The sequence below is a fragment of the Joostella sp. genome, from assembly GCF_048266025.1.
Lineage (GTDB): Bacteria > Bacteroidota > Bacteroidia > Flavobacteriales > Flavobacteriaceae > Galbibacter > Galbibacter atrarenae.
The window spans coordinates 733,464-760,117 of record NZ_JBLXAF010000001.1 but is presented as its reverse complement, the minus strand read 5'-3'; the positions used below and the strand labels follow the sequence as shown (position 1 = coordinate 760,117).

Here is a 26,654-nt window from a genome sequence, read left to right as displayed (position 1 = left end):
CTATATGTCATTAAAGCCATTTGCCGCCAAATTATTTGCCAAATACATCCATTATAAAGACCAAAAATGGATCGATAGCCCTGTTGAAACTCAGAAATCAGTTTTTAATAGGCTTATTAAAGATGCTAAAGAAACGCAGTTTGGTAAAGACCACCATTTTGATAAAATCAATTCTTATTCCGATTTTGCTAAAGAAGTCCCTGTAAGAGATTATGAGGATTTAAAACCCTATGTAGAAAGAGTTGTAAAGGGAGAAAAAGATATATTATGGCCTGGAAAACCTAGCTACTTTGCTAAAACTTCTGGAACAACTTCGGGAGCGAAATATATCCCGATTACTAAAGATTCTATGCCTCATCATATTGAGGCTGCTAGAAATGCGATTCTAGCATATATCCATGAAACTGGAAATGCAAGCTTTGTAGATGGTAAGATGATTTTCTTACAAGGAAGTCCCATTCTAGAAGAGAAACATGGGATTAAATTAGGCCGTTTATCTGGGATTGTAGCTCATTATGTTCCTGGTTACCTTCAGAAAAATAGAATGCCAAGTTGGGAGACCAACTGTATTGATGATTGGGAAACGAAAGTCGATGCTATTGTTGAAGAGACACTCCCAGAGAATATGACTGTTATAAGCGGGATTCCTTCTTGGGTACAGATGTATTTCGAGAGGATTCAGCAGAAAACATCTAAAAAAGTAGGTGACGTTTTTAAAGATTTCAATCTATTTATCTATGGCGGTGTAAATTTTGAACCGTATAGAGCAAAATTTGAGGAATTAATAGGAAGAAAAGTAGACAGCATAGAGTTATTTCCTGCAAGTGAAGGCTTTTTTGCATATCAAGATTCTCAGAAAGAAAAGGGAATGCTTTTACTGCTGAATTCAGGAATTTTTTATGAATTTATAAAAGCAGATGAATTCCATACAGAAAATCCAAAAAGACTGACTATTGAAGACGTTGAGTTGCATGTAAATTATGTAATGATTATATCTACAGATGCTGGACTTTGGGGTTATAATGTTGGAGATACTATTCAGTTTGTTTCTAAAAATCCATATCGTGTTATTGTTTCTGGTAGAATTAAACATTTTATATCTGCTTTTGGAGAGCATGTTATTGCCAAAGAAGTAGAACAATCTATGCGAGCAGCAACAAAAGCCTATAATACTTCTATTAATGAGTTTACCGTTGCTCCTCAAATTACTCCAGAAGGGGGAGGATTACCATATCATGAGTGGTTTATAGAATTTGAAACACCTCCAAATGATATGGAAGCTTTTGCCAAAAAAATAGATGAAACTTTACAAGAGCAAAACAGTTATTACTACGATTTAATTCAAGGGAAAGTATTACAACAATTAAAAATTACTCCTTTAGAAACAGGGGCGTTTTCTGATTTTATGAAATCTCAAGGGAAATTAGGAGGGCAAAATAAAATCCAACGTTTAGCGAATGATAGAAAGATAGCCGATGAGCTAAAAAAGTTTCAAAAGTCATAAAACAATTGACAGGTTGCAGTAATAAATTCTATTAAAGGTCGTATTTATTTCATTTTTCCGCAGAAGATTTAACTCATTTTCGATATAACTTAACAAGGAATTAAACTCAAATAGTGAGATTTAAAAAAGAACTTGTATTTTTGTGCAGTAAAATATCATATGAGTAAAATAAAATCTAGAACGAGAGCTCAAGAATCTTCAGGAGCTATAGAGCGAATGTATATCGCTATGAGACACCTTTTTAATCGTGGTTTTTATAAACCAATGGGAGTCTCTGGAGAAACATTACGAGAGTCATTATTACAATTAAGACCAGAAATTTATGGTTCTGTTGCAGAACCAAAAGTAGAACTCAACGGTTTGGTGTATATCCTTGACCGACTACCTATTGGAATAGAACAATGTCGATATATAAATTTAACTTCGGAAGAAGGTTATAAGAATTCGAGTTTTGAGGTGATTGTCCCTCCAAAAAGGAGAAGAAACTGCTACCGAATAGATGATGATCAGATGAATATTGAGATTACCAGAGGACGATCTGATATTTATGACATCTTAACGCATCTTACATTTTTATTTATAGAATCTCATAAAATTGCAGGAAATGTATTTATCGAAGAATCAGGACAAACGATTCGCGATTGGAAAAAATTAGAAGAAGCAGTTTTAAAGAATAAACTTACGCAACCTGAAAGGGAAGTTGCTTTAAGTCATGCATCCAATATTCTAGGAAGAACATTTGAAGAATGTTTAGCAGCTCATAAACTTTTCGCTACAAAAGACAATCCAGAACGTTTCTTAGAAATAGTTTACTGGATGGGAAAAATCGCGCTAGAAGAATTAATAGACGGCAATAAACGGACTATTACTTTTAGCCCAGTTTTAAGAGAGCGTTTGGGGCATCATATCCATGGAGAGATATGGGCTAACAATATAAAAAGCATCTTAAAAAAGAATAATTTATTACACAGACCGATTCATATTATAAGTGCAAACATGCATAGTGTTATGAATTCTCTATTTGCATCGGCAGTTTTAAAGAAAGAATTCAGCAGTCAGAAAAACGATTATGACGTTTATGAGTTGCTGAGTCAGCCCGCAAACTCTACGCTTAGAACGAAAGTACGTACTTATGCTGAGAAAAGTGGAATGATTGCAATAGACGATACATCGGGTACAAATATAGATGTTCAAATTTTTGACACATCAAAGATAGATTTTGACAAAATAAATTTTACTTTTGATGCCGATACTGACAAAGATAATATGCCAGTATTATTTGTAATGGATTATGCTTTTGGAGAGCAAGCCTATGAAACAATAGACGAGCTTCTAAAACCATTCAAAACAAAGGGAGAGAAAAATGAATTCTTGAATATCGGTTCTGTTTCTATTATGGGAAAAGCTGGTATTTTAGAAGGAGGAAAAGGGGATTTAATGATTCCGAATGCCCATATTTTTGAAGGAACAGCAGATAATTATCCATTTAAAAATGAACTTTGTGCGGAAGATTTTGAAGGAAACGATCTACGCGTTTTCGAAGGAACAATGATAAGTGTTCTTGGAACTTCCCTACAAAATAAAGACATATTGAAATTCTTTTACGATAGTACATGGAACGTTATCGGATTAGAGATGGAAGGAGCGCATTACCAAAAGGCTATCCAATCGGCTTCAAAAATACGTAAGAGTATTTCTGAAGATGTAAAGGTACGCTATGCATATTATGCTTCTGACAATCCATTAGAAACTGGAAGTACATTAGCTTCTGGAGGATTAGGAATTACAGGTGTTAAACCTACATATTTAATAACAAGAAAGATTTTAGAACAAATTTTCAAAAACAACTAACCAGCATGAGTGAAAATATTCAACCTAACAATCAGAATAACAATTCTGAAGAGATTGATTTGGGTCAATTATTCAAATTAATTGGGGATGGATTTAAAAAATTCTTCAAATTTATCGGCAATATTTTTAAAGGCATTTTTGGCCTTCTTATTGGTTTTATGCTTTTTATCCAAAAGCATATTATCAAATTTATTATAGCTGGTGTTGTTGGTGTTATAATAGGTAGCTATCTAGATTATAAAAAAGAGCCTGTTTATGTTTCTACAATGGTTTTGGAACCAAATTTCCAGAGTGTACAGCAGCTTTACAATAACATTAAATTTTATAATGAATTAGCCGAAGCAAAAGACTCTTCTGCATTGGCAGAAGCATTTAATATAAGTCCGAAAGAAGCTGCAAGCATTAAAGAAATTGAAGCTGACTCATATTCTGATGAGAATCAGAAAATAAAATTGTTTGATCAATTCATAAGGAGTCTAGATACTACCACTAGGAAAGCTATAGATATGGAAAAATATCTAGAAAACTTTAATTCTTTCGATGCTCGTTTTCATACTATTATTGTTAGAGCAACTGATAATAAGGTAGCCAAGAAAATTCAAGCTCCTATTATAAGATCCATATCTTCTAACGATTATTTTAAAATTCAGAAGAACATTAGACAAACTAACTTAACGCTTCAAGATAGCATCTTACGTACGCAATTAGTAGAGATTGACTCTTTACAAGGATTATACAAGAGAGTAATGGAAAAAGAGGCTGACAAGCCAATGCAAGGAACAAACATAAGTTTGGGTGAAAGTGGTAATTCGGAACAGAACAAAGAATTGGCTTTAATCAGACAAATTGATTTTATAAAACAAAGTATTGTAGATCTTAATCAAGAGAAAGCTAATAAATCTGAGATTGTAAACGTAATTTCCGATTTCCCAAGGAGAGGTGTGGAAGCAAAAGGATTAATTAAAAGTTATAAATTCTTAATTCCAATTGCGTTATTAGGATTGGTATTATTAGGACTATCATTATTAGAACTTAATAAATTCCTAAAAGAATACGCTAAACAAGAAAGAGCTTAGAGAAAAGTATAATCATAAAAAAATCCTATCAATTAAAATTGATAGGATTTTTTTATGATTCGTTATTTGATAACAATATTAAGAGTTATAATACGGATCTTTTTCTTCTTCGCTATAAATTATCATTTGCTTCATCCATAAAAAGAATGCAATGAATCCAATGATTATAAAGATACAGTTGATAATATTAGATAACCACCAACTATTTAAAAATCGTAAAGCGTCTAAAGGAATGAACAAAATGTTCTCAAACAAATCCTGAATACCATAGAAAAAGTCACTCATCAGTAAAAGATATATTAAATTTACAGCACAAAAATACAAAAACCTGTCATGATATCAAGCATTTTTGAAAGAACTAATCCTATAAATTTTATAATTCTTGGTGTTTTTATCTCCTTTTTTTTAATTGGCGGTTACTTTTTCTATTTGGATGCTCCTTTTAACCAGGGTGTAATTTTCAATCTTATTGAATCTATTATTGTAGTTATTATATCATTATTCCTTGTAGACTTTATCAACAGAAAAAACTCATTGACCAAGAGTAACTCCTATACAATTTTTTTATTTGTGTTACTTTTCTGCTTATTTCCCAAAATTTTCAATCAGTTAAATTTACTGTTGGCGAATCTTTTTATACTGTTGTCGTTTAGAAGATTAGTGAGTATTCGTTCTAATAGAGATATTGAAATAAAAATCTTCGATGCTTCTCTTTGGGTGTTTGTGGCCACCTATTTTTATAGCTGGTCACTCCTATTTATTATAATGGTTTATGCTGGTATTTTCTTATATAAAAAGAATGATTATAGGAATTTATTAATTCCATTAACAGCACTTTTTACTGTACTCATTATCACCTTTACATATTATTATCTAACGGAAGATTTAGATAAGTTCTTTTCTTTATTACAGTTCTCTCCGAAATTTGTAATTGAAAAGTTTGAAAACATTAAGTATACTGTCCCTTTTGTTTTTGTGTGTGTTATGGGAGGTTGGTGTTCTTTATTCTTTTTTGTGAAAAAGCAAAGTAAATCCTTTGTTACCAGAGTCCCAGGGATTCTTGTGATGCTTATGCTAATTATAGGAATTATAATAGCTATTCTCTCTGAAACGGCAAATACCTCAGAACTTATTTTTTGGATATTTCCACTATCGGTTATTATAGCTAGATATGTAGAGAATTTAAAAAGGGTATGGATAAAAGAACTTATTCTTTGGTCCTTTATTCTGCTTCCTTTTATTGTTTTATTTCTGTAGTTTTTCTCCGTAAGCTAAATCTCCAGCATCTCCTAAACCAGGAACAATATATCCTTTTTTATTTAATTCGGGGTCTATTTCTCCTATCCATAATTTTGTGTCTTTTGGAAGCTTCCCTTTTAAAAAATCTATCCCGGGTTGTGCTCCAATTACAGAAACTATATGGATTTCTTTAGGCAAACCTACTCTTGTTAATGCTTCGAAAGTTGCTAAAATAGATTGCCCAGTAGCCAACATAGGATCTGCAAGAATCAGAACTTTATTATCTAAGCTTTGAGAGGCAAGGTACTCTACATTAACTTCAAATTCATCCTCTGGAGTTTGGTAACGATATGCTGATATAAAAGAGCAATCTGCCCAATCAAAATAATTTAAAAGTCCGTTATGTAAAGGGATTCCTGCTCGCAGAATGGAGCATATTACGATCTCATCATCTATAAGATTAGAAGTAGTTTTTGCTAAAGGAGTTTCTAGCTCTTCAGAAGAAAAATGTAAACTTTTACTCATCTCATAAGCTAAGATTTCTCCTATACGTTCTATATTTTTTCTGAAACGCATTCTATCATTATGAGTATCTACATTTCTTAATTCAGCTAAAAAATGATTAACAATAGAATTTTCTTTACTTAAATTATGAATTGTCATGACGAATAGATTTAAAAATACATACTTCAAATTTACGGCATTCTCTAAATTCAACGTACTTTAAATAAGTATATTTGTACTCTAAAGTCAAAATTAAATGTTTAGCGAACTTGCTTTTAATGTTTTTGAAGAGAGTATTAAAAAGTATCATATAAAAGATACGGTAGATCAACCCTTTGAAAATCCGTATCCAAAAGATGCTATTACGCACCTTCTTTACAGAAAAAATTGGATTGATACGGTGCAATGGCATTATGAAGATATTATTAGGGATCCTAATATTAATCCAGAAGAAGCCCTTGTTTTAAAGCGTAAAATTGATGCTTCTAATCAAGATCGTACAGATACCGTAGAATTTATAGACAGCTATTTCCTTCAAGAATACAAAGATGTTATTGTAAAAGAAAATGCTACAATTAATTCTGAAAGTCCCGCTTGGGCGATTGACCGTCTTTCTATTCTGGCATTAAAGATTTATCATATGAAAGAAGAAGCAACAAGAGAAAATGCTTCTGAAGCTCATAAAAAGCAATGTCAAACAAAATTAGACGTGCTACTGGAACAAAAGGAAGATCTTTCTTTAGCAATCGATCAATTATTAGCGGATATTAAATCAGGAGATAAATATATGAAGGTGTACAAGCAGATGAAAATGTACAACGACGAAAATTTAAACCCTGTATTGTACAAGAAATAAAATATAAAATGGATAATAAAAAAGACATACATATTTTTTGCATGAAATGGGGTACTTTATACGACGCCACTTATGTAAACCGTTTACACAGCATGGTAAAACGTAATTTATCGTTGCCATTTACTATGGTTTGTTTTACTGATGATGAAAAAGGGATTGACGATGATGTTAAGTGTTTTCCGATTCCTGAGGTGAAGTTAAAATCCAATTTGCCTGAGCGTATGTGGAAAAAACTTACCACATTAAAAGAAGATCTTTATGGCCTTGAAGGAACGGCTCTTTTCTTGGATTTAGATGTTGTTATTGTAGATAATATTGATTGCTTTTTTGAAGATGACAATCCTTTTATGATTATTAAAGACTACAATAAACAATGGCGAATTACAGGTAATTCATCTGTTTATAGATTTGAAATTGGAAAACACGGATATGTGTATGATTATTTTGTTGAAAATTTTGATACGATAAGAAAAGATCATAGAAATGAACAAGAGTATTTGTCTTGGGCAGTTCATGAAAAAGGAATGTTAAACTACTGGCCTACCGAATGGTGCCCAAGTTATAAATACGATTGTGTATCTAGAATTCCGTTTGCTTTTTGGAAAGTTCCTGAAATTCCTGAGGGATCAAAAATTATTATTTTCCATGGGGAAATCAATCCTCACAAAGCTATTAAAGGCGGACAAGGAAAATGGTATCGCTATGTACGTCCTGCAAAATGGGTAGCCGATTATTGGAAATAACCAGCATAATTCGCTTGGACAAAAGGCATTCTTTATGTAAATAGCCGCTACATATATAAGCGAGGAGAAATTAATTTTATGAATCCCACAAAACATATTTTAGTAATTCGTTTTTCTGATATTGGAGATGGAGCCATTGCTGTACCCGTACTTCGCTGTGTGCTTCAGCAAAATAAAAATATCAAAATAACGGTAGCTACAAAATCCTTTTTAAAACCCGTTTTTGAAACAGTAAAAGGGATTAATGTTGTTACTGCAGATATCCGCGAGAAACACCAAGGCTTAAAAGGATTGCTTAAATTTTATTCAGAAATAAAAAACAACGGATACACAGAAATAGCAGATTTACATGGGTCTTTACGAAGCAATGTGATAAAATCTCTTTTCAAATTAAAGGGTGTTTCTTCTAAAACTATCGACAAAGGCAGAACGGATAAAAGAAATTTAGTTTCGGGAAAAGAATTTAAACCTCTAAAAACAACTTTAGAGCGTTATGCAGACGTTTTTAGAGCTTTGGGCTGCCAAGTAGACCTTTCTAAAGATATCTTTCCTGAAAAGCTTAATTTACCATCTAAAATCCACGATTTACTCGGAAAAGACACAAAGAAATGGATTGGCATTGCGCCTTTTGCCTTTTTTGACACGAAAATGTATCCGATAGATTTAATGGAGCGAGTTATTGATTATTTATCTAAAAGTAACAACTACAAAATTATTCTTTTTGGAGGTCCAAAAGATGAAACTGAATTAAAGAGACTCACCTCAACATATCCGAATACTATTTTTACGTTTAAAAAGATTTCTTTTGAAGAGGAATTACAACTTATAGCTCATTTAGACTTAATGATTTCTATGGACAGTGGAAATGGTCATTTAGCTTCTATGTTTGGCGTAAAAACAATCACACTTTGGGGAGTTACGCATCCGTATGCTGGATTCTATCCTTACAAGCAACCAGAAAGCTCTGCATTACTTTCCGATAAAGAAAAATATCCGCTCATACCAACTTCTATCTACGGAAATAAAGCTCCTGAAGATTATAAAGACGTAATGAGAACTATTTTACCCGAACAAGTAATTAGTAAAATTGAAGAAGTTCTTTCCTAAAAAATTATAACCAACCAACCTATCATGAAAAAAATATTATTCGCTTTATTTCTTTTACTGAATATTGCTCTTGGAGTTGCACAAAAAACAACCTACACAACAAAAAATGATATTCATTATTACAATGAAACTACAAATGCAACTGATGAATATATTAACGAGCGTTGTGTATTAGATTTATATTACCCAAAAGATTTAAAAAACTATCCGACAGTAGTTTGGTTTCATGGTGGCGGACTAACGGGCGGCTCCAAGGAAGTACCTGATGCATTAAAAAATAAAGGCATAGCAGTTGTTGGGGTAAATTATCGTTTGTACCCTAAAGTAAAAGCTCCAAAATATATTGAAGATGCAGCGGCAGCTGTAGCTTGGGTATTTAAAAATATTGACGATTATAATGGAAACTCTCAATTAATTTTTGTCTCTGGTCATTCTGCAGGCGGATATTTGGCAAGTATGATTGGTTTAGACAAATCTTATTTAGCAAAATTTGAAGTTGATGCTAATAATATTGCTGGATTGATTCCATTTAGCGGACATACAATTACCCATTTTACAGTAAGAGAAGAAAGAGGAATTCCTGGTACACAGCCCATTGTAGATAGTTTAGCTCCTTTGTATCATGTTCGAGCGGATGCTCCTCCCCTTTTATTAATTACAGGAGATAGAGAATTAGAAATGCTCGGGAGGTATGAGGAAAATGCTTATTTAATGCGAATGATGAAAGTTGCAGGGCATAAAAACACTACGTTATACGAAATGGATGGCTACGGACATGGAATGACGGAGCCTGCATTTCCATTACTAGTTAAAAACATAAAAGAACTTAGTAAAACTAAAGAATAAAGATTTCTATTATCAAATCTAATTTTAGCTATTAAAAAAGCGATGCTTGTTACCAATTCTTAGTTATACAAAGTCGGCAGTTAAGAAATTAACGCATCGTACAACGGCAATTACTAAGTCCTTGGAAGATATCTAATCCAATAGTTACCATATGTGTTCCTGTGCTGTATGCTTGAATATCATTCAGAATTAATTGGTACGAATAAGCGAAGTAAAAGCTTCCTTTTTTCAATCCAACCATTGGTCCGATATTTAATGGACTAAAGAACTGATCGTTTAAGAAGCGGTAGCTTATTCCTGCCCAATAATAGTCCTCAAAGTCCCAATAACGAACTTTCATATTAATATCGGTACTAGACCTTCCATCACTTTCAAAATACTGAAAGAAAGCAGATGGTTCCCATTCAAAATCAGAACGGATATTCTTTTTATATCGATACCCAGAGTACACATAGTAGTTTCTTAATCGATTTGGTTCTTTAATAGCAAATACATTAAGCTCTTTATTTAAAATATTGGAAGCATTGAAACTAGCAAAGAATCCGCCACTACGATACAAAATACCGACATCAAAATTATGATTTGTAGTAGATCTATCATCCGTAATACTTGGGTCTCCAGAAACATTAAAGTTATTAATATCAAGACGAAACTGATTAATATTATAAGAGATTCCAAAGGAAAGGAAGCGGTCTTCAGCATCATCTATTGTAAGGTGATGCGCAAAAGAAAGTCGTGCTCCCATTTGCCTTGTGTTTCCATTTTTATCATTATAAAATAAGGCTCCTACCCCAGATTTTTGTCCTAAACGAACATCCCCAACAAGGGTTTGGGTATCTGGCGCATCCTCGATACCCACCCATTGTGTTAAAGCATTTCCACGAATTTTTACATAATCTCCAATTCCAGCATACGTTGGGGAAATTACAAATTCGTTATCTGCTAAATATTGCGTAAACGTAGGAAGCGTTAACTCCTGGGCTTTAACAGAAATTCCTACGGTGATTGCTATTATAAAAAGATACTTTTTCATCATTATTTCTTTATCTGTAAAGTGTAAAATGTCCAACAAACTCTCTATCGTCACTAGCTCCATTAAGCTTGATAACATACCAATAATCTCCTGTTGGTAATAGTGATCCGTTATAAGTACCATCCCATTCGTCTCCGATGCGAAGTTCTGCGATAACTCTTCCGTAACGATCGTAAATCTTAGTGACAATATTTGGGTATAGGAGTGTGTTTCCAGGAGTCCATGTATCGTTGTTATTATCTCCATCAGGAGTAAATACATTTGGAATATCAATATCAATGAATGTCATTGCTATCTGCGCCATTACTTCACAGCCATTAGCATCAATAACTTTAACTTGATAAGTACCCGTTTCTCTAATTACATATTCAGGATCGCTACCATTAGAAACTCCATCTATAAAATACTCGTAAGGAGCAGATCCTCCAGAAGGCTCTATTGTAAACTGGTTAATATTACTCTGTCCTACAGCTAAGTTTAATGGATCGATAGCGTCTACTGTAAAGTCAACTTTTCTTTCGCATCCAAAATAAGAAACAGTAACAGTATGCTCTCCAGGCGCAACATTCTTAAATACATTTTCAAATTGATCTTCGCCATCATCCATCTTGTAAATAATGTCTTCTAACCCTTCTTCAGCCAACGTTATTTCAACCTCATTTGCTGAGCTATTATTTAAGCATGTAAGGTTTACTTCAGCTTTAGGTGAAAGGTCAACAGATTTATCTAACGTTACAATAACATTCGTAGAACATCCATTAGCATCTTTAACAAAGACAACATAAGTTTCTCCTCCTTCTAAACCTTCAAACATCGTTTTACTCAATTCAAACTTATCGTCATCTTGTGTATTTAATGCCGTGTAATAAGGCGCTGTTCCTCCTTCAATATTAATTTCAAAGCTTCCTGTTTTATCACCTTGACAAAATTCTTTCTCTAAGATATTTGCTTTTGCGGAGATAGCTTTTGGTGCTTTTATCTCTTTCTTATAAACAAATGGATTACATCCTTTAGAATCTTGAGCAATTATAGTGTACGTTCCAGGCTCTAAATCTTCAAAAACATTTTTGCTTTGGAATTGATCTAGATTTGGCGAAATAGCATATTGATACTCTCCTGTACCTCCTTGAAGTTCAAGTTCTATTCTACCCAAATCATCAGAACACATAGGATTGGTAATTACAGGCTCCTTAGAAGTTAACTCGTTTCCTTCTTCTATCTGTACACGCTCTTCAGCAATACAATCTCCACTCTCAACTTCCACATAATATACACCAGCAGGTAAATTGCTAAACGTATTTTCTTCTTGCTGAGGCACCACAACTACGCTTCCAGAGACATCATATAACGTATATAAATAATCTCCTAAACCACCAGCAACATCTACTTTTATAAATCCTGTAGCTTCCGCATAACAACTTACATCTGTTACTACTGTAGGTGTAATTTTTATCGGTTGAATTGGTTTCGTTACTACTGCATTAGAAACATCAGAAATACATTGATTTCCGTCTCTAACAAAGTATTGATGTGTTACTTCCGTAGTGATTGGTTGTGGTACAGAAATATTAATACTATTTCCTCCCATACTAACCCATGGTCCGTTTGCAGAAGTACTATATTCATATCCACTTCCTGTACCTCCACTAGCGGTTAATTCTAGGGTAGCACCCGTATTACATGTATTATTTTTATCTATTCTTAATGCTGAAACAACTTCGTTCGGCGCAGTAATAGTTACAGGATTCGTATCAGAATCACAACCATAGTTATCTGTTACGGTTACACTGTAGTTTCCTTCTTGAAGTCCTGTAAACGTATTAGATGTCTGTGCAGCATTACTACTTACAATAGTTCCGCTAGCATCTAAAATGTTTAAAATATAAAGATAGTTTGCTGAAGGATCTATCTCTGGTCTTCCTCCAGTAACACTATTTACTGTAATGCTTGCTGTAGTTTCTCCTTCGCATTGAATTACATCTGCTTGAATTGCTGATGCTGCAATGGTATTTGGCTGCTCAAGTAATAATGTTGTGAAGACATTATCACATCCTTCATAATCTCTAACATATACATTATATGTTCCTGCTGAAAGTGATTCAAATACATTATCCTCACTCCATGACTGAAGTACGTTTCCGTTAGAATCATCTACTAACTGATACTCAAAGAAACCATATCCTCCAGTTGCCGAAGCTGTAATTTCACCACTGTCTGTACATGAGATGAATTTTGAAATCTCAGCATCAAGTGTTAATGGTTTTTCTGATTGGTTTATAGTGAAATATGCTCTATTGCTACAGAAAGGTGTATCTGTTTGCGAAACTTCAACATAATAAGCTCCTGCAAATAAATTAATTCCGCTATTATCAGCTTGGTTTCCAGATTTCACGAAAGAATCATCTTCTGCATTATAAATACTCCAAGTAAAGTTACCAGTATAAGTAGCATCTATAAGTTTAACATCTACAATTCCAGTCTCAGAATCAAAACACAATACATCTTGGATCTTTTCAACCTCAACTTCAAATGTGTTAGGATCTTTAAGTGCCGCTGTTGTTTTTAATTGACAACCTGTAGCAACATTTGTAACAGTAAGTACATAATTTCCTTTATTTAAACCTGAGAATGTATAATTATCAGCATTTACAGGTAAAGAAGCTTCTGTACTTCCATCTGGCTTACGTATTTCGTATATAAAGTTTGCACTACCAATAGACGATTCTAATACAGCATTTACTGTAATTTCTCCATCTCCTGTATTACATGTAGGCTGAATAACGTTTGTTGTTAAAGCATCTAATCCTACATAAGGATCTATTGTTACAGAAGTGCTTACTGGAGAACAGCCATTTTCATCAAATACGCTTACTGTTACTTCTCCTCCAATTGGATTAGAGACTAAATATTCTAAGCGTGTTGAATTCTGTGTTTTATCATCAGAAAGGTCACTTGGCGTTCCATTATCGTATACAAACTCATACCTAAAGTTTCCTGTTCCTCCAATTGGTGCAGTTGCAATTACTTTTGCAATAGAGTTTATATTAGTACTTGGAGTACATGTAAACTGATCTACAGAAGCAGTAAGTCCTACTATTTCTGTTGGCTGTGTAATTATTTCAGAAATCGTTTCAGTACAAGCATTTGTTGTTGACGTTGCTGTTACTGTATATGATGTTCCTGCTTCAGTTCCTTTTAGATCACTAAAAGTAGCTTCATAACTTGGAGCTGTATTATCTGGAGCTACTGAAACTGTCAGACCATCGATATCTGTAATTTCAAAGGTAAATGGCCCCGTCCCATTATCTATTGCAGCAACTGTAATACTTCCGTTTTCTGCTTGATAACAAGTAACATCCTCTTTAGTTATAGAAAGTTGTGGAAATAGTTTTTCAGGAACATTTACCGTTTTTTCTATCGCACAACCAACATTAGTATCAGTTACCGTTATAATATAATCTCCTGCTTCTGAAGCTCCATTCCAAGTAAAAGTATTTGCAGATGCAGATCCTGTTCCAGTTACACCATTTGGTCCTACAATAGAATAGTCATAATCTCCAGATCCTGCTATGTCAGCTACAGTAATTACTGCATTTCCAGCTGGCGTTGGCATTTCACAATCTAACAACGTAGTTACTTGCGCACTGAAATTTAATGGGACAATAGTAATCGCAGTTGCTGTGGTATAAGAACAACCATTAGCATCAATTATCCCAATAGTATGATTCCCAGGATTCAGTCCATGGATTTCATAAGTGTCATCTGTTTCAAAAGTTACATTTCTAACAGCACCATTAACCGTTAAACTATATGGAGGTGTTCCTATATCTGTTAGTGTTACCGTAATGTCATATCCATTAATTGGATCACAACTATCTGTAACCGCTGCGCTAATTGCTAATGCAGGCGGGTTAATAATTTCTATTTCTTTTATGTCCTCACAACTTCTATTAGAAGTAGTGATAACTCTGTAAAAACCAGCAGGTAGATTAGTAAACACTGTATTGTTCCCTGTTTGAGTAGCAACAACGCCACCACTTACTAAATTACCATTAAGGGCATCTATTTCATATAAATTATAGGTGTAAGGAGGCTGATCGTTCGAAGCATCTAATAATACTTCTATAGAACCATCTGTTGCATCATGACAGGAAATATCTTTCTTATCAAGGTTAAAATCAACTGGAGTTGGAGCTTCAAGAGAAATTGTTTGCTCCTTACTACAGTTTGTTGTTCCGTCTGTTACTCTTACAATATAATTTCCTTCTGGAACTGTTGTAAACTGACTTCCAGTGGCAGTAATTCCAGATCCAGTTCCATCAGCTTTAAATAATTCTACCGTATTTGTTCCAGATCCTCCAGAAACTGTATAATTTATTATTCCTCCTGTTCCACAAATAGGTTGTGTATTCACAGAAGCTGATAATTTTAATTCTGGTAAAATGGTAAGTGTTTCTGTTTCTCCACACCCATTAATATCTTTTATTTCTACTGAATGTAATTGTGCTTTTAATCCAGAGAAAACTACTGGGAATGCAGTAACATTCTGGAAAGGAGCTCCATTTAAACTAATTCTATATGGAGGCACTCCTACATTTACTGCATCTGTTAAAGTTGCTTCGATTGAGAATGCTCCTTCTACAGCACATTCATCAACAAGGGATAAAGTGATATCTGGAATAGTTTCAGTAGCAACATTTACATTTAATGGAGATATTACAATACATCCTTTAGAGTCTTTAACATAAATATCCCATGATGGCGTTGCTGGATCTAATTCTAGCGTGTTATCCGAAGTAAAAGTATTAGGCTCTCCTACTCCTTGAGCTACTGCCTCATAAGTGTATGGTGCTGTTCCTCCTGTTGCCTGAACCGTTACAATAGCGTTAGATTCATTACAATTTGCATTGGTATTCGATATTAATTGAAGAGCTATCTCTTCTGGAGCGTCTATTGTTACTTTATTAGAGATTTCACTACATAAAGGAGTTTCAGTCTCTGTTATTTGTACGGAATAGATTCCACTGTCTAATGTTGAAGAAGCAATAAAGGTATAAGGATCAGAAGTTGCAGTTTCATTTCCTGAACCTCCACTTACAAAACCTCCAGCACTATCTAATATTTGATAACTAAATGTTCCTGTATACCCAGTAACTGTTACAGTTATTTCTCCATCATTACTATTGCTACACGTTTCGTCTACTGTAACCTCTGCTGTAACACCTATTAAATCGTAAGGTGCAACGGTATGTTCTACAATAGCAGAACAATTGGTTGTAGTATCATAAACTTCATAAACATATTTACCAGGCGATGTAATAACAATATTTGTTGGGTCTGCTACTGGCGTTCCGTTAGGCAATTCGGTATATGTATAATTTGTGGATCCTCCTGTTACATCAATTGATATAATTTCTTCACCATTACTACAATCTATTCCTTGTTTAGTTGAAATAGAGGCAGTAACTTTTTGCATTGCTGGAATAGTAACTGATACATCATCTTCACATCCATTAGCATCTTTTACTACTACACTAACCGAAGGCGAACCATAAGCTACACTAAATGTACTTTCTGATTTAAAAGTAGCTCCTCCGTCATAACTGTATAAATAAGGTCCCGTTCCTGAAGGGTTTCCAGAGGCATCGTCTATAATATTTACAGTTACAACGCTAGCACTCTCATCACAAGTATAAGCGCTTGCTGAAGCAGTGATCGCTAATTGTGATGGCTCTCCTAAAGTAATTTCTTTAGTTGTTTGACATCCTTTATTTGAAATAACAGTAACCTCATAAGTTCCAGCTTCTAAACCATCAAAATGATTACTAGCTACAGGAGTTCCTGCTACCGATCCTTTAAGGGCATATGTGTATGTATATGGTACATCTACATTCCCTGGATCTAGATTAACAGTTATTGTTCCGTCATTACCTGCATTACAACTTATATCTGTACCTACTAAAGCAAATGTTGGCGCTACTGGTGTTGGTAACGTAATTGTGGTTTGCTCAGTACAACCAGAATCTACATCTGTTATATTAAAATTATATGATGTACTATCATCTAAACCAGTAAAAATACCCGTTGTATTTGTTGCACCTGTTTCAATTAATTCAAAAGAGAAATTCCCTGAACCACCAGCTACTGTAATTGTTACTTCTCCGGAATTTCCTGGCACGCAAGTTTCTGATGCAGTAATTGAAGGTTCTATATCTAACGGAGCATATACTTCCGTAGAGATAATTTCTCCACAGCCATTACTATCTTTTATTTCAAAAATATGTGTGCCAGAAGTTACTAGCGAATATCCTTGTGTGCTTCCGGTACTAGTAAAGTTTGTTACTTCAATAAAGGCTCCTCCATCAACACTTACATAATATGGAGCAACTCCTTCTGTACCCAATGTTAGGGTTACATTGAAATTACTCTCAGCAGCTGTACATTGGTTGGTTGTAGTTGCCGATATAGTTGGAGTTGTATCTAAAAGTACCGATACATCATATTCTTTAATACAATTATTAGCATCTTTTACATAAACCGTATAGTCTCCAGCTTCTACATTTGCTGTAGAGTTGGTAGTCCAACCTCCATCTGTTGCACTTGGAATTGCAGCCGTTCTATCTAAAAACTGATATTCATAAGGTGCTGTACCATATTTTGCTGTTGCTGTTATAACACCCGCATTTGTAGCACAATTATCATTTGTTGCAGCAGCTGATAGTTCTAAAGCTCTTGGAGATTCATTAATAATAAATGTATCTGAAGCATTGCTACAACCTGAGTTTGTACCTCCAATTTCTTCGAAATAAATATAATATTCTCCTGGAGCAAGCCCTCCTTGTGTGGTTGCTACTCCTTCTGTAGTAGAACCTGTTATGGCTGTTCCTGTATAATTATTATTATCATAGATTTCATAATTAATAGAGGTTGCATCTGTTGAAGATGGGTCGACAGTAAAAGTTACTGAACCGTCACCTCCGTTTACACAGGTAACATTACTTTGTGCATCTATAATAGCCACTAATGATGAATTAGCCGCCACATCTACCGAAGCTTCCTCTACAAATTCACATCCTGTATTTGCATCATGGACTATAAATGTATAACTAACTCCTGGATCTAAATTTGTAAATGTATAAGCTGTATTAAATCCTAAGTTTTTAGGGTCATCTGTGGCTTTATACCAATTAGAACTTGTTGGAGAAAATGGGTCTACATTTGGATATGTAGCAAAATAAAAATCTCCCGAAGTTAGATTCCCATCTGTAGTATTTGCCTCTACTGTCATAATCCCTGTTCCAGGTAAACATGCAGGTATAGTAGATGCTGATAGTATTAAATTAGGTGGATTTCCTACAGTTATTGTTTCTGTATAATCACATCCATTAGCATCTTCAACTCTTATAATATAATCACCATAATTAAGATTATCGAAAATGTGACTATTTGAACTTAAAGATGTATTATGGCTATCAGAATAAGAATAATCATCTTTTCTTATTTCATATGTAAAAGGGGCTGTTCCTCCTGTAGCATCTATAGTTATAGATCCTAAACTCATTCCTACTCCTACGCCGCCACAGGTGATATCAACTTTTACTGCATTTGCTGCAATAGGCGCTAATTCTGTTATTTCAACATTAAATGGTGCTGACTCACAACCTTTAGCATCTGTTATAATAACAATATATTCTCCCGCTGGTAAATTAGTAGTTTGGGTCCCTTTGGAATTTACAGGGTTTCCTGCGCCGTCATCTTCAAAAACCTCTATTGTAAAAGGAGAAACTCCCACAGAATTATCAATTTGAACCTCTAAAGATCCTGTTTCGCTACCATTACAAGTAACACTTGTAGGGATGACATTTGAAATTACTGGAGTAGAAATCGGTGCTATTTCCTTCTGAGTTGTTACCTCACAACCTTGAGCATCTGTTATTTTAAACATATAGGTTCCCTCAGAAGCTGGATTATATGTAAACATATTTCCTGTAAAAGTAGTAGATCCAAACCAAGTTGAGCCTCCATCAGTACTTACTTCATAAACTGCGTATGGAGTGTAACCTCCTGTTAGAGTAACTTGTATCTCAGCATTAGGGGAAGCGGTACAATCTAAACTTTTTGTAATTAAACTACTAGCTGATAGTTGAGTCTCTATTGTAGTGGATACAGCACTAGAAGTACATCCGTATGCATCAATAACTTCAATATTGTAAGCTCCAGGTAATAGATCTGAAATTGTAAAAGTTCCACCTGTAAGTGTTAAAGCATTTGATTCTCCTCCATTTATTGTATAAGTAAATGGAGCTATTCCTCCCGTTACACTAATGTCTAATGACGCTCTATTTGTGGAGTCATAGCAAACAATAGAAGAAGTTTCGATAGCAATAGATGGCGGTGTTGCAGGGTCTAAAGTAATTGGTTTACTTATTTCGCAACCTTTTCCATCTTTCACAAAAACAGTATATGTTCCTGCAGCGATATTTGTAAACGTATTATTTTTTTGATATCCTTTAATAACCGTAGTTCCTGCAGCATCTGATAATTGATATTCATAACTACCCCATCCATCAGTTGCGTTTACAGTTATTGATCCATTAGTAAGACATGTTACATCAGTAATTGTGGTTCCAAAGTCTAATGCAACTGGTTCTTTAATTGTAATTGAAGTATCTACAGTACAATTTGTGGTTTCATCTGTAATTGTAACTGTATAAGTTCCAGCAGATAAATTTGAAATTGTATTTGTGGCTGTCGAAACTCCCGTATTAGAATCGATAGAAGTCGATGCTCCATCTGTAACATCGTATGAATACGTAGTAACAAAATCGCTTACTTCAAAAATAAATTCTCCGTCAGAAGCTCCATTACAAATTACATCTGAAGAATCTGATATTCTTACTGCAACTCTAGGGATATCGTTAATAGTAAAAGTATCTACTATTTCACAACCTTTAGCATCAGTCACTTTAAAAGTGTACGTTCCAACTACTAGATTAGAAAATATATTATTTGTTCCATTATCTACTACGCTTCCTGATGGAGCAGTAATTTCATAATTAAAAGGTGTATTTCCTCCTACAACAGAAACTTCAACATCTGCCTGAACAGCTGGACATGTAAGTGCTGTTGCAGTGAAGTCTAATTTTGTTGGTTTATTTAATGGATCTATAGTGATAGAAGCAGTAGCTTCACATCCGTTCTCATCTTTTACAGTAATTGTATATGTTCCAGCAGTAATTCCAGTACTAAAAGTATCTGAAGTTTGGAAATTATTTCCGTCAATACTAAATTGATATCCAGCAGTTCCTGGTGTTCCTCCAGAATATCCTGTCAATTGAATAGTTGCTGAACTATTGTCACAACGGTAATCTGTAACAAGGCTTACTGTTCCTGGAATAATAGGATCTGGAGCATTTACTGTAACGTTACCACTAGTAACACAACCTTTATCATCTGTTACTGTGTATGCATATGTTCCAGCAGCAAGACCTGCATATTTAGTTTGCGAGGATGCTGTTCCTCCATTAAAAACAATACTATATGGAGCATTCCCTCCAGAAATTTGTAATTCTACCACTCCATCAGTACTATCACTACACAATGGCTCTGTAACTAAAGGATTAACTGTAGCTGGCGTGTTTTCTGTGACTACAACTGCATTTGTTATAACTGTACATCCTTCTGTATCTGTTATTAAAAATGTATAAGAACCAACAGATGTAGTTGTATATGTAAACGGATTCGAAGTAACTGCAGCATCAGCTCCTTGAGAAGCTCCATCTAAAAGTACTTGATAAGTATACCCTGGATAACCATCTGTAATAGTTACTTCAATTTCGGCATCATTTGTAGCACTACAATCTAAATCTTTAATCAGGTTAGCATTCGCTGCAATTTTATCATTAATTACTATTGGAGTGTTACTTGTAGCAGAACATCCGTTAGCATCTGTAACCTCAACGGTATATGAACCTGGAGTCAAATTATTAAAAACGTTAGCCGTTTGATATGCTCCGCCATTAATCTTATATTGATATGGAGCCAATCCTCCTGTAGCTGTAGCTGTTAAACTTACGCCTCCATCAGCATAACATAAATCTGAAGTAGCTGCAACAGTTACTTCTGGCAATGCTGCTTTTTTAAGTGTAAAAGGATTTTTAGATTCACATCCTCCTGCATCGATTGTTGTAACTATGTAATCTGTTTCAACAGTTAAACTATTAAAAGTACGATTGCTTTGTGGTCCTACAGAAATAGTTCCGTCCGTAGACTCTAATAAATAAGAATAAGAACCCCAACCATTTTCAGCAGTTACTTTTACACTCCCACTATTGGTACATGTGATATCTTTAACAACAATCGAAGAAGTAAGTTTAGCTGTAGGCTCTTCAATAGAAACAGTGATCTCTTCTGAGCAACCATTACCATCAGAAACTACAACTTGGTGATTTCCCGTTGTCAATGAACTTATATCAAATGAAGGTGAAGTTAAATTTAAAACTGGAGCTCCTCCATCTAAAGTATAACTATAAGAAGTTTCAAAATATTCTACTGTAATTGTAGCTGCACCATCTGCAACTTCAAAACATGAAATATTAGTTTGAGAAGAAACCGATAAGCTTAGCTGTTCGTTAATTTTAATTTGTTTTGTTTCAGAACATCCGGACCCATCCTTTACATACACATTATATGTTCCAGGAGTAAGATTATTAAATGTATATAATAATGGTGTAGCTGCACTTGCATTACGCCAAGTGCTATTATCTAAACTAAACTGATAATTTCCGTTACCTTCTTTAACTGTAACTGTAATTTCCCCATTTTTTCCATTGTAACATTCTACAGCAGAAAGATCAAAATCAACAGTTTTTGGAGGGTTTACAGTAACATTTGCCTGTACAGGGCTAACACATCCATTTTCATCTTTAACAGTTATTGTATAATCTCCAGCATTAGCTATTCCTGTTATAGTAAATTTATTATTTGCTTGGAAAGCGGTTACTATTCCTCCTGTATTTTCTAACAGATATTCGTAAACTCCTACTCCACCTTCTGCTTTTGCAGTAATTACAGCAGTATAGTTGTTACTACAAGTCATTTGAGAAGTCACATTTGCAGAAACTGTGATAGGATCTGGCATTTCTATTGTAGCATCAAAATCTGCTACACAATTAGCTGTATCTCTTACATCTCGTACTTGTACATTATAAATTCCAGCTGGTAAGTTTTCTATTTTAAGAGGAGAAGATGTTTGCGTTGTAGACCAAGTAACTCCATTATCAATCGAGTACTGAAATCCTTCTGTAGTATCGAAATTCTCAACTTCAAACTCTATAACTCCTTCGTTCTCTCCACTACAACTAGCATCTGTAACTCCGTTTAAATTAGCTGCAAAACCTTCACCATCAATAATAATATCAATATCTACAGTTAAATCACATTTCTCTGGAACTTGATACGCAAGAATATCGTCAATAGCAATATCATTCCCACTAACCTCGTCATTTTGTGTTCTAATTACGATATCTAATTCGTCGTTATTTCCAGGGTTTAATTCAACCGCATAATTAATCCAAGTATTGGCATCGGTATGTCTGGGAATTCGGTCAGTATTTGTTTCAGCAATTACAGCTCCATCTGTTCCTACTAATTGAATTACTAAAAATGGATCATCTCTATTTGTAGTTCCTTCTCCAATTAAATTAAATGCTTCTAACTCTACACTAATGTCTTGATTTGGAACTACATCATAAACTCTTTTCTTAAAAATTACACCATTAACTCCTGCTACACCTCCAATGTTAATCGCCATATAACGACCATTAGGGTTAGTAGGATCGGTATGATCGTTTGGAGAAATCCATCCTAAGAATAATCCTTTTCCTGGATCTATTTTAGAAGTAACACTATATTCTCCATCATTTATTTCTCTATTGTTAGTTCCCCCAGGATCACAAGAACTCGGATCGTTTGGATACTGCGACTCATAACAATATTTAGGGTCGATATATGGACTAGAAGTATTAGCTCCCTGTCCAAAATCTTCATTTAAGAGATTAGAATAAGTAACATAATTTGGATTATTATAATGAATAGTAATTGTATGCTCACCATTAGGTAAATCATTTACATTTAAAGTACTTCCTGAATCTGTAGGAACTCCATTTAAATCATAATCATATTCATAATCTGGAACACTTGGCGTTAAAACTATGTTACCAGAACCATCACAATTATAAGTATAAGTTACCTCTGCGGTTGGCTCAACAGGTAGTTTAGGAATTGTAACTGTCATTTGAAAAGTACAATCTTCACTATCCTTAACATATAATGTGTGTGTATTTGCAGATAGATTTCCTATTGCTGAATTCCCATAGCTAGAACCGTTATCAAAACTATATGTATATGGAGGTGTTCCTCCTAACGGATTTGTAATTCTAACTTCTGCTAATGTTTCATCACTAGAATTACAACCAGGTAATTTAGATACTCCAGCAGAAGCTGTTAATCTATCTGGCTCTGTTAATGTTATTTTATCTGAAGTAGAACAAGTCTGACTTCCATAACTTTGAGTTACGGTAACTTCATAATTTCTTCCTGCTGCCAATCCTGTAAAATTACCATCTGAAGAATTTACTGTTGAACCATCTGGTTTAGTAAGCACATATGTTAATGAATATCCATTCTTAGAACCATGATTAACTTTTATAATTCCATCATTGGATTGAAAACAACCTAAATTTGTTCTTTCTAAACTCCATGTTATTGGAGGATTGTAAGCGATTGTAACCTCATTTGAAAATGTATTACAATTGTTTTTATCAGTAACTAAAAAGATATATTTCCCTTCCGCTCCGTGACTAATTATAAATTCATCATTTGGATCATTTATGTCATATTCTGAAGCAGGAATATCATCAATATCGCTATAACTTATTGCTGAAGCTGTTGCGCTAGCAGCTGGAACATAGCTCCAAATAGCATAAGAATAACTAGGAGTACCTCCGCTTGCTGTTAAAGATATTTTACCGTCATTACAGGCAACGTTCTCATCTATAACTGCGTTTAATTTTAATTCTGTTGGTGCTGTTAGTGTTACATCTATAATGTCTTCACATTTATCGATTGTAGTAACTTTTACCTTATAATCTCCAGGATCTAAACCTACAAACACAAAATTATTATCATCTGTTTGTCTTTCTTCAGCTACAATATCTCCATCACTATCTGTTAAAACATACGTATACCATGCTCTGGCATCATCTACGGTAACGTTAATAGATCCTTTATCATCAAAGCATAGTGCGTTTTTAGGAGTTGCACTAACATCAAAAGCTCTATCTGCAATTATTACATTCTCGAATTTAAATAAACAAGGCTCTCTATCTCCCGCATTAATGTCGATTCCTTCTTGTCTGATATAAACATTATAAGTTCCTGCAACATTAACAGTAAAAGACGTTGTTGTTTGCCATGCAGCAGTAGAAGAATTAAATGCTGCAGATGCCAATCCAATAGCATACTCATAACCATTACCAACTCCAGAAATTTCTATTTTTCCTTTAGTTTTACAAATAATATCTTGTGTAGCGATTTTTGGATCTACAGAATTTTCATAAGATTTAAAATAGAATCTATTAAAACAGTTATTTTGATATCTTACCTCTAATCTATATTCTCCAGGACCATCTAATAAATACTGATCTCCAGTTCCAACAGTATTCCAAGTACAAGAATTATCTCTTGTAGGACAATCTTCAACATCAGAAAGTGCAGCACAGCTTTCATCTACTTTTTGCCATACTAATTCTATAGCATCTGGGAAACTAACATTAAGATTTCTGTCGTCATTGGTTCCACATAAAAAGAATTTTGGAAGTTGCGTTCCATCATTTGTACAGGTAACTATTTCATCTGCTACATCTGCAAATGGACTTTCAAGGTTATTACTTCTTGGGATTACAGTAATAAACTCATCAAAGTCTTTACAAGGCTCAGTTATTTTCTTTTCAACTTTATATTTTCCGAAGTTAGTAGCAGTATAGATATTTGCCTCAGAACCTTCTATAACACCTGTTAATGCTCTATAAGTTCCATCTGGATTCTGAAAAAACCATTGGTAAGTATCAAAATATTCACCAGCAATTAAGTCTACAGAGTCTCCACAAATAGCAATTTCTCTTTCAAAATTACATTGATCGAGATTAGGTAAAAAATTCGTTGATCCTGGCTCTGCGAAATTACAATTGTCATATCCCCGAACACTAGGGTCATTTGTTATTTCATTATTATTTAAAACCCCTCTATATGTAGAATAAGCAAGATTTTGAATAATATTAGAACAAGCATCTCTAAGCTTATCGCAATCTTCTTGAACTCTAACATTTATTTTTATTGTATAAGGATTTCTATTTGTTTGAATGTATATGTCTGGAATATTAAATACTAATTCATTTGTATTATAATCATACGTATAGCTCACAGAGTTTCCGCTAATCCTTTGAGGAAGCTCAACACTTAAAAAGTCAACATTCTTTGGAAGCACATCTTTTAATGTATAGTTTGTTCCATGGTCATTTCCAACATTATCAAATGTTAATACATATTGTATTTGCTGACCTAAAGAAACTTCTTTTCCTTGAATATCAATTCCGTTAATATCGTAAACCTCTTTAGTAAGCTGCATATCGGGCTCTATAATCTCAACATCAAATGAGGTAAAAAAGATGTCGTATTTATCTTGCGTAGAAATTGCTCTTAAAGTAACTCCTGTTTCATCATTCGGAATAACAGATAAATTGCTATTTTTTATTTCTAATAGATCAACATCCCATCCAAGTGTATTTTCACTATTTGGATTCCTATTCGGATTTATATCACCGCCATTTCCATTTCCTTCCCAAGAAATACTTCCATTAAAAAAATTTTTCCCTGGATTTACATCATTATAAAGTCTCGTAAACGAATTCTTAGAATTAGCTTTTATTTGAAGTTGATCTCCTGATATTCCCTTATCCCCTTCTAAAGTCATAACCCCCATTTTAGCATTCACTGGAAATGGAGCTGGAAGAGTATTAAACCCTTGTACTTGTATGTCTAGAGATTCCCCTGATTTTATCCCCGCATAACCATCAAAAGTGGTAATTTTTTTACCTATTAAAGTTGGATTTTCATAAATAACAACAATAGACCAACCTCCAGAAACTCCTCCTTTAATAGAACTACCTGAACTTGCCAGCATATCAGCTATTGTATACTCCCCACTAGGACTATTTAATTCCCCGATTATAGATGTAACATCTTTATAACATGCATATGGGCTATACTCTCCAAAATCGGAGTCATTATGTCCATCAAATAAAACCTCATCTGCTATTAAATTTTGATATCCCCCTTCTGGTGTTTTTAATTTTACCCTATCAATATTATTACGATTGTTTTTTTTGTATACAGCAGACCAATATAACCCGGCATAAACTACTCTACTACAATCTGGATCTGGAACAGAAAGATTAGCACTACTAGAACTAAATGTAGATCCATCAGAATCAACATCTATATATTGCATATTGAAGTTATCATTACTAGTGCTTCCATCATATGCTTCATTAGGCTCCTCTGCATCGACCCAATTTTGATTCCACCAACTACCTTCGTAATGACCTTCAGTTTTACGATTTACAATATTATTTCCAATAAGAATAATCTCTCCTTTGATATTATCTTGATATCTAACGTCGAAGTCATTTTTAACTTGAGCAGATAAAGAAGAAATACATGCATAAAACATGCATGCAAATAGGATACACCTATTTAAGGTAAAGTAGTTGTTTTTCATAGTGTTAAGCTTTGGGGACTTGTTACTATTAATATGTAATTAGTATGTCTTTATTAT

At 34.0% G+C, this 26,654-nt stretch carries 12 protein-coding genes; 8 read left to right on the top strand and 4 right to left on the bottom strand.

Annotation, left to right across the window (positions count from 1 at the left end; genetic code table 11):
- Nucleotides 1-4: 4 nt before the first annotated feature.
- The 3 genes from ACN0TY_RS03215 (at nt 5) to ACN0TY_RS03205 (ending at nt 4,431) form a co-directional block, all read left to right on the top strand.
- Nucleotides 5-1,504, top strand: a complete 1,500-nt coding sequence (locus ACN0TY_RS03215; RefSeq protein ID WP_417443341.1) for a GH3 auxin-responsive promoter family protein — start codon at nt 5-7, stop codon at nt 1,502-1,504.
- Nucleotides 1,505-1,663: 159 nt separating this feature from the next.
- The gene (locus tag ACN0TY_RS03210; protein ID WP_417443340.1) at nt 1,664-3,355 is read left to right on the top strand and encodes a DUF6909 family protein; all 1,692 of its coding nucleotides are present in this window, start codon (nt 1,664-1,666) and stop codon (nt 3,353-3,355) included.
- Between the two features lie 5 nt (nt 3,356-3,360).
- Nucleotides 3,361-4,431 carry a hypothetical protein gene (locus ACN0TY_RS03205; protein WP_417443339.1) on the top strand — a complete coding sequence of 357 codons (1,071 nt, stop codon included), beginning with the start codon at nt 3,361-3,363 and terminating at the stop codon, nt 4,429-4,431.
- Between the two features lie 78 nt (nt 4,432-4,509).
- On the opposite strand, the gene ACN0TY_RS03200 is transcribed toward ACN0TY_RS03205, so the two are convergent.
- Nucleotides 4,510-4,716 carry a DUF6341 family protein gene (locus ACN0TY_RS03200; protein WP_236957602.1) on the bottom strand — a complete coding sequence of 69 codons (207 nt, stop codon included), beginning with the start codon at nt 4,714-4,716 and terminating at the stop codon, nt 4,510-4,512.
- A 48-nt stretch (nt 4,717-4,764) separates the two neighbouring features.
- Between ACN0TY_RS03200 and ACN0TY_RS03195 the strand changes: the two genes are divergently transcribed.
- Entirely contained in the window at nt 4,765-5,688 is a 924-nt protein-coding gene (locus ACN0TY_RS03195) for a DUF6427 family protein (protein ID WP_417443338.1), read from the top strand.
- On the opposite strand, the gene upp is transcribed toward ACN0TY_RS03195, so the two are convergent.
- A complete protein-coding gene (upp, locus tag ACN0TY_RS03190; protein ID WP_417443337.1) occupies nt 5,677-6,333 on the bottom strand; it encodes a uracil phosphoribosyltransferase in 657 nt (218 codons plus the stop codon). The genes ACN0TY_RS03195 and upp overlap by 12 nt on opposite strands.
- A 97-nt stretch (nt 6,334-6,430) precedes the next feature.
- On the opposite strand from upp, the gene ACN0TY_RS03185 reads away from it, so the two are divergent.
- The 4 genes from ACN0TY_RS03185 to ACN0TY_RS03170 all read left to right on the top strand — a co-directional run bounded on the left by ACN0TY_RS03185 (nt 6,431) and on the right by ACN0TY_RS03170 (nt 9,726).
- Nucleotides 6,431-7,030: a DUF4254 domain-containing protein gene (locus ACN0TY_RS03185; protein ID WP_236957599.1), complete on the top strand. Its 600-nt coding sequence runs from the start codon at nt 6,431-6,433 to the stop codon at nt 7,028-7,030.
- A gap of 8 nt (nt 7,031-7,038) precedes the next feature.
- A complete protein-coding gene (locus ACN0TY_RS03180; RefSeq protein ID WP_417443336.1) occupies nt 7,039-7,773 on the top strand; it encodes a glycosyltransferase in 735 nt (244 codons plus the stop codon).
- Nucleotides 7,774-7,851: 78 nt separating this feature from the next.
- On the top strand, nt 7,852-8,880 hold the full coding sequence (locus ACN0TY_RS03175; protein ID WP_417443335.1) for a glycosyltransferase family 9 protein: 1,029 nt from the start codon (nt 7,852-7,854) through the stop codon (nt 8,878-8,880).
- A gap of 24 nt (nt 8,881-8,904) precedes the next feature.
- Entirely contained in the window at nt 8,905-9,726 is an 822-nt protein-coding gene (locus tag ACN0TY_RS03170; RefSeq protein WP_417443334.1) for an alpha/beta hydrolase, read from the top strand.
- 88 nt (nt 9,727-9,814) lie between these two features.
- On the opposite strand, the gene ACN0TY_RS03165 is transcribed toward ACN0TY_RS03170, so the two are convergent.
- Together ACN0TY_RS03165 and ACN0TY_RS03160 are read right to left on the bottom strand one after the other, a co-directional pair.
- A complete protein-coding gene (locus ACN0TY_RS03165; protein ID WP_236958057.1) occupies nt 9,815-10,759 on the bottom strand; it encodes a type IX secretion system membrane protein PorP/SprF in 945 nt (314 codons plus the stop codon).
- A gap of 10 nt (nt 10,760-10,769) precedes the next feature.
- On the bottom strand, nt 10,770-26,597 hold the full coding sequence (locus ACN0TY_RS03160) for a T9SS type B sorting domain-containing protein (protein ID WP_417443333.1): 15,828 nt from the start codon (nt 26,595-26,597) through the stop codon (nt 10,770-10,772).
- Nucleotides 26,598-26,654: the final 57 nt, after the last annotated feature.